The 13,705-nt window shown below is 41.9% G+C and carries 12 protein-coding genes; 4 read left to right on the top strand and 8 right to left on the bottom strand.

Features of this window, described 5'->3' with window-relative positions; genetic code table 11:
• Positions 1–40 precede the first annotated feature (40 nt).
• Both NMS_RS04730 and NMS_RS04735 read left to right on the top strand, forming a co-directional pair.
• Positions 41–1,498 (top strand): sensor histidine kinase, encoded by a 1,458-nt coding sequence (locus NMS_RS04730; protein ID WP_084217609.1) that lies wholly within the window; start codon positions 41–43, stop codon positions 1,496–1,498.
• Between the two features lie 151 nt (positions 1,499–1,649).
• Entirely contained in the window at positions 1,650–2,417 is a 768-nt protein-coding gene (locus NMS_RS04735) for an enoyl-CoA hydratase/isomerase family protein (protein ID WP_041495669.1), read from the top strand.
• Positions 2,418–2,469: 52 nt separating this feature from the next.
• Here NMS_RS04735 and NMS_RS04740 read toward each other — a convergent pair whose 3' ends face one another.
• The 8 genes from NMS_RS04740 to NMS_RS04775 form a co-directional block, all read right to left on the bottom strand.
• Positions 2,470–3,627: a metal ABC transporter permease gene (locus NMS_RS04740; RefSeq protein WP_041495670.1), complete on the bottom strand. Its 1,158-nt coding sequence runs from the start codon at positions 3,625–3,627 to the stop codon at positions 2,470–2,472.
• Positions 3,624–4,736: a metal ABC transporter permease gene (locus NMS_RS04745; protein WP_041495671.1), complete on the bottom strand. Its 1,113-nt coding sequence runs from the start codon at positions 4,734–4,736 to the stop codon at positions 3,624–3,626. Before NMS_RS04745 ends, NMS_RS04740 begins: the two co-directional genes overlap by 4 nt.
• A gap of 356 nt (positions 4,737–5,092) precedes the next feature.
• Positions 5,093–5,830 (bottom strand): metal ABC transporter ATP-binding protein, encoded by a 738-nt coding sequence (locus tag NMS_RS04750; RefSeq protein ID WP_041495672.1) that lies wholly within the window; start codon positions 5,828–5,830, stop codon positions 5,093–5,095.
• Positions 5,830–6,738, bottom strand: a complete 909-nt coding sequence (locus NMS_RS04755; protein WP_041495673.1) for a metal ABC transporter solute-binding protein, Zn/Mn family — start codon at positions 6,736–6,738, stop codon at positions 5,830–5,832. Before NMS_RS04755 ends, NMS_RS04750 begins: the two co-directional genes overlap by 1 nt.
• A gap of 57 nt (positions 6,739–6,795) precedes the next feature.
• On the bottom strand, positions 6,796–7,584 hold the full coding sequence (locus NMS_RS04760; protein ID WP_041495674.1) for a transporter: 789 nt from the start codon (positions 7,582–7,584) through the stop codon (positions 6,796–6,798).
• The gene (locus tag NMS_RS04765) at positions 7,581–8,237 is read right to left on the bottom strand and encodes a metal-dependent transcriptional regulator (protein WP_041495675.1); all 657 of its coding nucleotides are present in this window, start codon (positions 8,235–8,237) and stop codon (positions 7,581–7,583) included. The genes NMS_RS04760 and NMS_RS04765 overlap by 4 nt, the downstream gene beginning before the upstream one ends.
• Positions 8,238–8,726: 489 nt before the next feature.
• Positions 8,727–9,434: a molecular chaperone DjiA gene (locus NMS_RS04770; RefSeq protein WP_041495676.1), complete on the bottom strand. Its 708-nt coding sequence runs from the start codon at positions 9,432–9,434 to the stop codon at positions 8,727–8,729.
• 62 nt (positions 9,435–9,496) lie between these two features.
• Positions 9,497–10,171: an SCO family protein gene (locus NMS_RS04775; protein ID WP_041495677.1), complete on the bottom strand. Its 675-nt coding sequence runs from the start codon at positions 10,169–10,171 to the stop codon at positions 9,497–9,499.
• Positions 10,172–10,255: 84 nt separating this feature from the next.
• On the opposite strand from NMS_RS04775, the gene NMS_RS04780 reads away from it, so the two are divergent.
• Complete coding sequence (locus NMS_RS04780) at positions 10,256–12,217, top strand: M1 family aminopeptidase (protein WP_084217611.1); 1,962 nt, start codon at positions 10,256–10,258, stop codon at positions 12,215–12,217.
• Positions 12,218–12,319: 102 nt separating this feature from the next.
• The gene (gene rseP / locus NMS_RS04785) at positions 12,320–13,633 is read left to right on the top strand and encodes an RIP metalloprotease RseP (protein ID WP_148311407.1); all 1,314 of its coding nucleotides are present in this window, start codon (positions 12,320–12,322) and stop codon (positions 13,631–13,633) included.
• Positions 13,634–13,705: the final 72 nt, after the last annotated feature.

Here is a 13,705-nt window from a genome sequence, read left to right on the forward strand (position 1 = left end):
TCCTGCGAAGACTGGCGCAATAATTGCTATTTTCAAGGCTATGAAATTGTACAGAAACAGCCTGCGAAACCGGATTTTCTTCTCCATGATCCTGTTGACGCTTATTTCAAGCTTATTGATCGCAGGAATGTCGATTTATCAATATTCAGAACAAGGGAAGGATTACCACTACAAACGACTGCAACGTAAGGAAGAAGCGATTCTTGAGAGTTTTAAGTATGTACTCAAAAAGACGGACTTCCCGGTAGTGACGTCTAACCTGCCTTTTATTTTTGCCTCAGAGATTTATGAAATAAGTGACATTCACAGCATGCCGGTGGTGATGTATGACTTGCGAGGTCATTTGATCAAAACATCCAGCAAAAAGCTTCCCCCTTATGATGTCACTTTACAATTAGATTCTTTGACGCTTAGAAACTTGCGTAATTCTGATGACGGTAGGTTTGTTTATCAGTTTGATGAAAACGGGCAGACTTTTCGATCCAGCTACACCTACTTGATGGATGATCAATTCAAAAACATTGCTATCATCCACTTGCCCTATCTGGAGAATGACGACTTCATTGATTACGAACTAAAAGAGTTTTTATACCGTATAGGGATCGTTTATGTGCTGATGTTCTTATTCTCCATCTTGATTGCTTATTTGCTTTCTAGATACATTACAAAATCTATTCGAGTAATAAGCGACAAAATTAAGGAACTGAGTATAGCCAAGCGCAACCAGAAGATACGCGTCGATGTTTCAGGAACTGAAGAGATCAACACTTTAGTAGAGTCGTACAATGATATGGTGGATGAGCTGGAAGAAAGTGCTGTAAAGCTAGCTACCAGTGAGCGGGAGCAGGCCTGGAGAGAAATGGCGAAGCAAGTAGCTCATGAAATCAAAAACCCGCTAACACCTATGCGCCTGACGGTACAAAGTTTTGAACGTAGATTTGATCCTCAGGATCCAGAGGTCAACGAGAAACTTGCCGAATTCTCCAACTCATTAATTGAGCAAATTGACGTGATGAGCAATATTGCAAGTGCATTCTCTACCTATGCTACCATGCCAGCTCAAAAATCAGAAGTGACTAACGTCCCAAAAATCACTCAGCTCGCACTAGACATTTTCAATGAATCTAATATTGAGTACACAGAAGATGCTGAGGAATTACTGGCTATTTTTGACCGTACGCAATTGATACGGGTAGTGACAAATCTGGTTAAAAATGCGATGCAAGCGGCAGTTCCAGAAAGGAAATCGGTCATCAAGGTTTCCGTTACGCATGATGATCAAAACATCTATTTAAAAGTTTCCGACAATGGGACGGGTATCGACCCAGACCACGAGCACAAGGTATTTGAGCCTAAGTTTACTACTAAAACGAGTGGTATGGGATTAGGATTAGCCATGGTAAAACAAATCGTTGAGAATTATAACGGGAACGTAACCATGAAGACAGTGTATGGTGAAGGAACCACCTTTACCGTGAGCTTGCCCATAAGCCGATAGCACATTTTTGAATTTACAGCAAAATCTCCAAGTTCAAATTTGAGGGTGCCTGGTCTCCCCAATATTGATCAAGGAACATTGTCTTCCATTTAAATTCTCTCTATTTTTGGTAATGCGGTCTTGACCGCAGTATCAACTTCAAAATACAGTCATGAACAACGTCCTTATTTCTACAGAAAATAATATCGCAACTATAACGGTCGATAGACCTAGCAAGCTTAATGCTTTAAATGCCGAGACCATTGCCGAATTGGCAGAAGCAGTAGGTAATGCAGAGGATGACGATGATGTGAGAGTGATTGTACTGACTGGTTCAGGAGAGAAAGCATTTGTAGCTGGAGCGGATATCTCAGAATTTGCTGATTATGATGAGTCTGAAGGTAGAAAGCTAGCAGGAAAAGGCCAGAAAGAGTTATTTGATCTATTAGAAAATTGCTCTAAGCCAATTATCGCGGCGGTTAATGGATTTGCTTTAGGCGGTGGATTAGAACTTGCTATGGCGGCTCATTTTAGAGTAGCAAGTGACAACGCTAGATTGGGCTTGCCAGAGACCTCTTTAGGTGTGATTCCGGGATATGGTGGCACACAACGTTTGCCTCAATTAGTAGGCAAAGGACGTGCGATGGAAATGATCATGACTGCTGGTATGATTGATGCTAACCAGGCTTTGACTTATGGATTAGTCAATCACGTGGTAACTCAAGAGGAGTTACTGGAATTCACATACGGTATCGCCAAAAAAATTATGCGCAACAGTCCTATGGCAATCAGCGCAGCGATTGATAGTGTGAATGCGGGTTATGTGGATGGAACAGACGGTTATCAGGTCGAGATCGATAACTTCGGGAGCTGCTTTGGAACGGAGGAGTTTGTAGAAGGAACCACAGCATTTTTAGAAAAGCGTAGAGCTGAGTTTTAGTTCGCTGAAGTTCATGTTGAGCGCAGTCGAAATAGGAAAGAGTAGATAACCTTCAACCCCTGAACAAGAAGAAGTCATCTTTCATGGCTTCGATCTTCTCGTCCTTGTTGGTAATGATGTATTCTAGAGCCTTTTCAGTAAATTCCAGCCCTTTTCGAGTCAAGGAAACTACTTGATTCTCAATCGTGATCATGTTGTTTTGAACGGCGAGATCTAAGACGGATTTTGCCCGTACTTTTTGCCAATTGATATGTTCCTGCAAGTGTGCTACATGGCGTTCTTCCTTGCTGTCGTGGTTGTTAAGGTGGAGTAGAAAGGTCAAAAGGGAAACTTCTTTGCGCTGACGATTTTGGCGCAGTAGCACCGCGATTAATCCTTTACTAGGAGCAAATAGATAAACTCCCAAGAACAATAATCCTAAAACCGTTGTGATGGATCCAGAGATGGAAGCATCCAGCCAGTGCGCTAACCAGTATCCACCTATAGCGCTACCCATACCGAAAAGTAAGGACAGTAAAATCATTTTCCTTAAGTCCGTTGTCAATAAATAGGCCGTTGCTGCCGGTGTAATCATCAAGGCGACAACTAAAATGGCACCTACCGCATCAAAGGCGGCAACTGTAGTTACTGAGGCGACACTCATCAATCCATAATGTAAAATCACCGGAGAAAAGCCAAGTGCGGAGGACAATCCTATGTCAAATGTGCTCAATTTTAATTCTTTGTAAAACGCCAGCATTAAACTGATCGTGAGTAGTAAAATCCCAGATATGATCCATAGCGCTTTTGGTCCTAAGTCCGTTCCTTCATAAAACAACCTGTCGAAAGGGGCAAAGGCAAGCTCTCCCAATAATACGGCGTCAACGTCAAGGTGCACGTCATTGGCATTTTGCGCGATCAATATAACCCCAATACTAAAGAGTGCGGGAAAGACGAGACCTATAGCAGTATCTTCTTTAACCAATCCCGTCTTTTGAATCATCTCGACTAAAACGACGGTGATAATTCCGCTGATGGCGGCCAATAGAATGAGCCATGGAGAGGCAAGGTCTTGAGTAATCATAAACCCAATGACAATTCCTGGTAGTATAGAATGACTGATAGCATCACTGATCAAGGCCATTTTGCGGAGCACTAAAAACACTCCTGGTATAGCACAAGCTGCTGCGGTAACAAGGGCAATCAACTGTATTTCTATGGATGGATTCATACCAGGGGATTGTTTGTATTATATAAATTAGAAGCTGTCTCAAAGCCAGAGTCGGTAAGTGACCACGTATTGCCTTTTACGGTGATCCAGTGCTTTTGTTCTAATTTAGATAAGGTGTTTTTAGTAAACCCTTGAAAGTTATTCAATATCCTGATCGCATGAGGTCTAGAAATATCATCGTGTTTGCGCACAATCGAGTACATGAAATACAGTGTTTTTTGAAGCTCTAACTCTCTACGGTTGCGCAGCAGTCGTATTTGTTTGAATAGAATTCCACGACCTGGCGAGAAAATAAATGAGAAGACCACAAAAACAGCCGCTACCAATACGATCACTGGGCCCGTAGAAAGATTAGGCTGGCTGGAACTTATGGCTGTTCCAAAAACTCCAGAAAACATTCCGAAAATAGCCGCGAGTAAAACCATAACGCTCAAGCTATTAGTCCACTGTCGGGCTGCCGCTGCTGGAGCAAGCAACATCGCACTCATGAGTACCACACCTACAGTTTGCAGGCCTATAACTATGGCTACCACAATAAAAAAGCTGATAAGCCCATCAATGAATTTTGTATTGAATCCCAAGGTCATGGCATAATCTTGATCAAACAGCAATAGCTTAAACTCTTTCCAAAATAGCAATAAGACTAGAAAACTGATTCCGGTAATCACGGACATCAGGATCACGTCGCTCTCTACTAAGGTTGCCGCTTGACCGAATAAATACTTGTCCAGTCCTGCTTGGTTAGCATTCGGTTGCTTTTGAATGTAAGTCAACAACAACATTCCAAATCCAAAAAACAGACTTAAGATCAAGCCTAAAGCCGTGTCTGTTTTCAAGTGTGTTTTAGAAACAATGCCGCGTATCCACCAGATGCCTATCAAGCCGCTAACTAGAGCACCTAGCAGCAATACGTTAGAGTCTTTTGCGCCAGTGATTAAGAAAGCAATGGCAATACCAGGCAGAGCAGCATGAGAGATCGCATCTCCCAATAAACTTTCCTTACGCAATACAGCAAAGCTTCCTAACATACCACAAATAGCTCCCAAAACCGCTGTTCCCAGCGTTATGGTTCTTAGGGTGTAATCTGTGAAGTATTGTGTAATGTCCACTATTCTAGGTTATGTCTATTGTCCTGCTGAATTCATTTCAGCATCTCACTTGTTGTTTTACTTATCTTTTTTCGCTTTCGCGAAAGCGGTACTCACTTAAAATGTCATTCCGCCAACTCTCGCTGACCTTGTTGAAGCGAGGACGGAATCGGTTGTAGCCCTGCGCAATGCTTTAAATATTCTTGTAATGTTCAAAGCTTTTGAACAAAACCTTTTCTCGACTGCCGCTCGAAACAGGTTTAAAAGCATTTTTCTTAACTCTTAACTCTTAACTCTTAACTCTTAACTCTTAACTCTTAACTCTTAACTCTTAACTCTTAACTCTTAACTCTTAACTCTTAACTCCTAACTCTTAACTATTTCTGAACCGCAACTTTATAGTTAATGCCATAAGTCTTGGTCAAATTATCGTCATTGAAAATATCTTTTACCGGTCCTGTGGCGATGTGCTTGACATTTAAAAAGGTGACCCAGTCAAAATATTCTGGAACGGTCTGTAAGTCGTGGTGAACTACGATCACTGTTTTCCCTGCTTTACGCAACTCTTTCAAAATATTAATGATCGCAATTTCAGTAGTCGCATCTACCCCTTGAAAAGGCTCGTCCATAAAGTAGATGGCTGCATTTTGAACGAGTGCCCGTGCTAGAAATATGCGCTGTTGTTGACCTCCAGAAAGCTGACTTATTTGGCGGCTTTTAAAAGCCAGCATGCCGACTTTTTCCAGCGCTTCTAAGGATTGTTTTTTCTCCTTAGCTCCGGGACGTTTGATCCAGCCTAGTGCGCCATAGGTTCCCATCATAACCACATCCAGGGCTGTGGTGGGGAAATCCCAATCTACGCTTCCTTTTTGGGGAACGTAGGCTACTTTATCTCGTTGTTTAGCATATGGTTTGCCATAAATGGCAACAGATCCTGCTATGGGATCTATAATACCTAAAATAGATTTGATTAATGTAGATTTCCCAGCACCATTGGGACCAACAATAGCCATCAAAACGCCCTCTGGAATGGACAAGTCAATATCCCACAATACGGGCTTATAATTGTAAGCTACAGTCAAGTCATCTACGGCAACGGCTATTTTCTCTTCCATTATTTCAAAGCATTAACTATAGTTTCAACGTTGTGTTTGTACATGCCTACATAGGTACCTTCAGCAGTTCCGGCGCTGCCTAGAGCATCACTATACAACTCACCGCCTATAGAAACTTCATGGTTTTGATCCCTGACCGCAGCTTGTAAAGCTTCTACGGTACGACGTGGCACACTGCTCTCTATGAAAACAGCTTTCACTTTGTTGTCAATGATGAACTGAGTGATGCGCTGTACGTCCTGAACTCCAGCTTCTGTCGCGGTAGAAATGCCTTGTAAGCCTACTACTTCAAAACCAAACCTGCGACCGAAATAATTGAATGCATCATGAGCAGTGACTAGTATCCGTTTTTCTTGCGGCAATTCATCAATTTTAGCAGTCAAGTCATCTTTCAAAACCTTGATCTTCTCGAGATAGGCATCTCTATTAGAAACATAATATGCCGCGTTTTCAGGATCTGCTTCTGTGATTTTTTCGGTAACGTAATGGGTCATTGTTGCCCAGTAATCCACATCAAACCAAATGTGTGGGTCGTAATTACTAGCAAAGTACTCACTACCTATCAACGTTTTTTTATCTAAAGCGTCGCTAATAGCGATGGTGTTTTTACCCTGAGCAGACATCTTTTCAAAAACCTCCACTAGTTTACCTTCCAGGTGTAAGCCGCTATAAAAAATGATATCTGCATTGTATAGTTTTGAAACATCGCCTTCACTGGCTTTGTATAGGTGTGGATCTACTCCACTACCCATCAGTCCTTCTACCTGTACTTTATCACCACCTATGTTCTCGACCATATCTGTAATCATGGTGGTTGTGGTAACAACCTTAATTTTGCCGTCGTTACTTCCAGTGTTTCCGCAAGAAACGAGCAACACAGCTAGAAATAAATATAAAAGATTCTTCATAGGTAATATATTTTGGAGGAATTCGCTTTCGCGAAAGCGGGATTATGACTTTTTCAATTATAAATTTCTGAATCGGTAACTTAATCCAGCACTCAGCAATAGGTTTTGCCCATCAGTAAATCCAGAGCCGAAGGTCACATCAAACTGCAGGTCGTCGTTCGCTAGGTATGTGAATCCTGCGTCCCACAAATGGTTAGCGCTAGAGTCCTCTGGAAAATCACCGTAAACTTCAACATAGGTTCCTATCTTATCACTAAGGCTATAACCATATGCAATGGTATACAAGTACTTGAGTTCAGGGTCATCTGCATCAATCCTTGCTCCGAGATTATAGGCAAGGCCAGAGCGGTCTGATAAGGTATGGTTGAAAGCAAACCTGAAATCCATCCCTGTAGTCTCTGGTTGGTAGTCGCTACTCGCGGTTAATGGTAAATAAATATGACCTAATAAAGCGATTTGAGGTTTCCAGCCATCTTCTGGAGCGATTCCTATTTTAGCCCCCAATAACATAGGAGACGTCCCGCTTAAGTCATCGCCTAATTGCTGGCCGTTCACTTCAAACTCAGTACGACGAGTATCAAGACCCAAACGCAATTCTAGATTGTCCAACAACCCATAACGCAGTAGCGTAGTATTGAATGTAGTTTCCTTGATATCGATACCGTTTTCCTCACTTTCAGTATAAAAACCACCCGTCTCAATTTGAAGATAACCTCTTCTAACAAGGCTGGGAGATTCTGTTGCGTCTGGGCGATCAGTGATCAAAGGGCCATCCGTATTTTGGGACTGTTGTGCTACTGCAGGAAACGTAATTATCGAAATTAATAAAAGGAGAAGTTTTTTCATGAGTTGGTCTTTAGATAAATATTATTAGCAATATTCTGGGAAATGTGTAGTGTTTTATGATCTGTTTTTATGGTAAAAGATTCATCAAAATCCTCGCGTTCTAATATTTCTATACTGCTGCCCAGTTGTATCTGGTGCTTGTCTAGATATTTAAGAAAATCCTTTGAGGTGTCAATGACGCCAGTGATTGTTCCTGTCGCTCCCTTTTCTAATTTGGATAGTTGGACCTGTTTTACTTTTTCATAATTCCCCTCACTATCAGGGATAGGATCTCCATGTGGGTCCTGCCTGGGAAAACCTAAATGTTTATCGAGTTCATCTATGAGTTTTCTAGACTGGATGTGCTCTAGTTGCTCTGCCACGTCATGGACTTCATCCCAAGAAAAATCGAGTTTTTCCACTAAAAAAACTTCCCACAGCCGGTGCTTCCGAACGATTTGATTTGCACAGTCTACACCGTTTTGCGTGAGTCGAGCTCCTTTATAAGGAACATATACCGCCAGATTTTTGTCGGCTAGTTTTTTGAGCATGTCGGTGACTGATGAAGCTTTAGTATTCATTTTGCCAGCGATGTCGTTAGTAGAGACTAATTCACTGCGTTTTTGTAGGTGATGAATGGCTTTAATATAATTTTCCTCTGATACTGAATGCATGCGGCAAAGGTAAATTATTTATTCGATTTACAAAAATAAATATTTAGACACGACTAAAAATATCTAATCTTAAGGTCTGTAGTTTAAAATTTCCAACTCGAAACCGACAAATGACAACTCAAGTTCCCTTTGGGAACTCTTGTGCCGAATGACGTAAGACTTTTTTGAGTGAATTAGTAGGAAGTGGGAATTGAATAACGGCTTAATCTCGTAGATAAATTGGGGAGTGTTGACTGCTTATTGAACAATTCCAGCCGGTTCGAGTCCCGATAGTTATCGGGATAGAGAACGAGCGGTGTAAACAATGAGCTTCATACCAAGAACCATATCTCGACTGCCGTTCGATACTGGTTTACAGGACATTTGTAAGTCCTGTTAGAAAGATAAAAAATAGACAATTGGCAATCACAGTTTGCGCAGCAAATCAAGAATCGGTAATGGAAGCTATCAGGATTGAAGCTTGCGGTTTGAGGTTTAAATCGCAGCGAGCTAGACCATACCACGTTCCTTCTGGATCGTTTCATAAGCTTCTTGCACCTTGCGGAATTTCTCCTCGGCACCCCTGCGATACGCCTCGTCCATGTCGATGACTTTGTCTGGATGGTATTTTTTAGCCATGGTACGGTACGCCTTTTTCACCTCGTGATCTGGAACAGACTTGTCTATTTCTAAGATCTTGTAGGCATTGTCTTGATCCTTAACAAACATCGCTTTAATAGAAATAAAGTCACGCTGTGTTAATCGCAAATAGCTAGCAATTTGATCCAGCATGCGAACTTCCGCTTCCCCTACATGACCGTCTGCTTGTGCGATCCCAAATAGGAAGTGCAATATCTGTAACCTGGATTCATAACGCGTCCTGGCATTCAAGTATTGACAAACCCGAGCAGGATTGATCTCCCGCTTTTTTACCACCTCATTGAACACTTTGAATATGGCATTTGCACGATCCTTACCGTAACTGCTTACAAAATACTGCTGTACATAAGCCATTTCGCTTTCCGTCACTTTACCGTCGGCCTTCATTACGATGGACGATAAAGTCAGTAAATGAAGTTCAAAATCTTCAGGACTTACGGTAGTTGATCGCTGCTGGAAAGGAGCCCCAGTACGCTGGGTAGTAGCTGAACTATTGACAAATAGGGAATACAGCCACCTCAGGACTATAAAAAGAAAAATATAACCGAAAAAACTCATGCGCTCAATTAGCTGGCAAAAATAAGCAATAGCCTCTCGCTATCAAATGCAGCCTAAGTTTATTACTTATAACTCTGTTTCAGCACATAAATGTCCTCAATAAGCGCTTCAATTTCCTCCTCGTCCGTACCGTCATAAGAGCGTTCCCTTAAGCGGCCTTCCTTATCTATCAATAAGAAATTCTCTGTATGGATCATGGCGTTTTCACCGCCGTATTTGTTCTTTTTAACGGCGAGATAGGATTTCCTAGCTAGATCATATATCTGCTGGCGATCGCCGGTCACTAGATTCCATTTGGAATCCATTACACCTTTACGGTCCGCATATTCTCGCAGTACAGACACGCTATCAATTTCAGGGGTAACACTATGAGATAACAACATCACTTCAGGATCATTTTTAAATTCCTCTTGTAGTAGTGTCATGTTTTTAGTCATCACAGGGCAAATACTAGGGCAAGTGGTGAAGAAAAAGTCAGCAACATAGATCTTGCCTTCGTAGTCGGCTTGAGTGATGGTGTCACCGTTTTGATTGACTAGAGAAAAAGGAGCGATTTTGTGGTATTTTTTCACAAATAACATGCTGTCATCGACTAACGACGGGTCAAACTGGTCGGGTTGAAGAATCGCCAGTTTTCTTTCAGGCGTCAAAGCATACTGGAACGCTGCCATAATACACGCACACAGCATGACCATAAATAGAATGCGGTATTTGTTGTCTTTAATAAACTTAAGCATGCTTCAATTTTGCTACAAAATTACGATCTTAGAGTCTATTAGTGGAGTCTTTAGACGAGAACTAACAGAGTTAAACATGAGGGAATGAAGTTCTATTTTAAATGTCTTGCAGGGATGTTGCTATTTTTCGCTTTCGCGAAAGCGTACTCCTTTCAATTTCCTGAAATTGTTTCAAACTCTCTACAAACCCAGGGGATAGACGCTTGTCTAGCTAAAGCCAAAATTCTACCCAATCTTCCCGCTAAAAACGCCTTGGTCGACCAATCCAATTATGACCTGAAAGCGGTTCGATTAAGTTTAACGGTTGACCCAGATATTGCTGTATTGAGAGGTGAAGTTAAACTTACATTCACTGCAATGCGCGATTTAACTACCATTTACCTTGATTTTGCTAATGGTATGAATGTTAGAAATATAACTAGTGATAGCGGTAACGTGACTATGAGCCATATCCCTAATGATTTGCTACAAATTGATTTTGATACTACCATTCTTGTAGGGGAAACTAGGATGATATCCGTGTTATACGATGGTGACCCAGTAGGAACAGGTTTTGGCAGTTATGCACGGGAGCAACACAACGGGATAGGTATTATTTGGACATTGTCAGAACCTTATGGGGCAAAATCCTGGTGGCCTACCAAGCAAGATTTGAATGATAAGATTGATAAAACGTCATTTGAGATCACTGTTCCAGAGGGTTATGAAGCTGTAGCTAACGGTCTGAAAGGCGCAACCACCCTTGCGGGCGGCAGCAAAACAGTTACCTGGGAGCATAATTATCCCATTCCCGCCTATCTCATCGCTTTTGCAGTAACAAATTATCAAACCTATACTCAAGTTTTTGAAGGCTCTCGAAGCAGCTTTCCTATCGACAATTATTTCTATCCAGAGAATTTTGAGACTGCAAAACAATCTGTTCAATTGACGCTGCCTATGATGAGGTATTTTGAGAACACCTTTGGTCCCTATCCATTTGATCAGGAGAAGTACGGTCACGCCCAATTCGGCTGGGGTGGTGGGATGGAGCACACCACCATTTCATTTATGGGTAGTTTTTCCCAAAATCTCATAGCTCATGAACTGGCGCATCAATGGTTTGGCAACCTGGTCACTTGCGGTAGCTGGCAAGATATCTGGCTTAATGAGAGTTTTGCTACCTATGCGACTGGGAAATCAGTTGAGGTTATTGATGGAGCTTCTGCTTTTAAGAATTGGCGAGAGACAACTGTCAATTCTATCACTTCTCAAGATGGCGGTAGTGTTTACGTTCCCGCTGCCGATACCTTATCAGTTAGCCGAGTATTCAACGGCCGCTTGTCCTATCGCAAGGGAGCAATGGTGCTCCACATGCTAGAGCAACGCCTGGGAACTGAGATTTTTAATCAAGCGTTGCAAAACTACTTGCAGGATCCCCAGTTGAAATTCGCTTACGCGAAAACGGAAGACTTCATCCGCATTGTGGAACAGACCAGCGGTGTTGATTTACAAGAGTTTTTTGCAGACTGGATTTATGGAGAGGGCCATCCATCGTATCAGCTCCGTTTTAAGCCTGAGGATAATGGGCAAGTAAAAATTACAGTGAATCAAACAACAAGTCACCCCAGCGTGTCTTTTTTTGAAGGCAATGTACCGTTGCAACTGCAAGGGGATGGTCAAATGATGAAAATCGTGCTAGACGTTGCTCAAAACGGGCAGGAATTTACGGTGGAAGTTCCCTTTCGCGTAAGCGATATCATCATCGACCCAGAAACGCACATCATTTCAAAACAAAATACAGCCACTCTAGATTCTGAAATTAGCGCCGCTGCACCGCGCATGCGACTTTATCCTAATCCCACACGAGGTGGTTTCAATATCCAGTCGGACCAGCCACTAGAATCGGTGCAGTTGTGGGATCTTCAAGGGCGTTTAATCATAGATTTTGAGCTCTCGCCTATTGTTGCTGGCGCTTCATTTTTTGAGCTGCAACGACCCAGCGGAATTTATTTTGTGACGGTTAAAACTGTCTCAGGGATCTTTCATAAACAATTGGTCGTCCGTTAAATGCGTGAATGTTGCATTGGCAGCACCTAATCCCTTATTTTTGCCGCTTTAAAATTGATTGAACACATGCATCCTACGATTGTATTAATTATAAACTTCCTGATGAGTTTGTCCCTGCTCATCGTTCTTCATGAATTGGGTCACTTTATCCCAGCGCGACTTTTCAAAATCAAGGTGGAGAAATTCTATTTATTTTTTGATATCAAATTTTCTTTGTTTAAGAAGAAGATAGGTGATACCGTATATGGGATAGGCTGGTTGCCATTAGGGGGTTATGTCAAGATTGCCGGGATGATTGACGAGAGCATGGACAAGGAACAGATGGCATTGCCACCGCAGCCTTGGGAGTTTAGATCAAAGCCGGCCTGGCAACGATTGATCGTGATGCTAGGTGGTGTCGTGGTCAATGTGATTGTAGGTTTTGTGATTTGCGCTGGTTTGCTTTATACGCAGGGAACACAAATTGCTACCGGTGACGATTTCAAATATGGATTCGGTTTTCCAAAAGTATTGGAGGATATCGGGTTTCAACAAGGAGATAATCCGTTACTAGTCAATGGTGACACGCTGCCACAAGCACAAATGCTAACGCGCCAAATCCTTTTTAGGGATGTAGAAACTGTGACTGTGCTGCGTGATGGCGAACTGGTAGAAATAGCGGTGCCAGAGGGGACAGATGATAAAATATTCGACGCTGGGGTTAGTCCGGGACTTCAATACAGGTATCCTTTTGTTGTAGATTCTATAGGTGTAAATAGCCTAGTCGATTCTCTGGGTATCAATGCAGGAGCTGATATTATTTCTGTCGCAGGGTATCCCATCGAGTATCAGACAGATCTTTCCTATGCTGTGAACAATAAAATCGAACCTAATGTTCCTTTTATACTATCGACTGTGAGTAAGGATGGCGAGCAAAAAGACCTTGAAATTACTTTGTCAGAATCCCAGCTGGAAAAAGGCTTTGGTATTTATACTAAAGGAGCTGAATCCATCAGAGATATAGTGAATATTAAGCAACGGAAATATGCAGTTGGAGAAAGCCTGGTTGAAGGTGTTTCTATGGGCTACTGGATCATGTATGACTACATCGCACAAATGAAATACATCTTTACTTCAAAAGGTGCAGGACAACTGGGAGGTTTTGGAACCATCGCAAAACTATATCCAGATACCTTTGACTGGGTTGGTTTCTGGAGAACTACCGCATTGATATCCTTTATACTTGCGATTATGAATATTTTGCCTATTCCTGCACTGGATGGTGGTCACGTGATGTTCTTATTGTATGAAATCGTTACCGGCCGTAAGCCTGGCGATAAGTTTTTAGAACGTGCTCAGATCATTGGGATTTTATTGTTATTGGCATTGATGGTGTATGCTAACGGGAATGATATCTACCGCTGGTTGTTTGAGTAAAAAAAGCCTTTGATTTTTTTACTGAAAATATTGGCTCAAATTTGAAAACGTATTATATTTGCCCTCGCTTAA

The sequence above is a fragment of the Nonlabens marinus S1-08 genome, assembly GCF_000831385.1.
GTDB lineage: Bacteria > Bacteroidota > Bacteroidia > Flavobacteriales > Flavobacteriaceae > Nonlabens > Nonlabens marinus.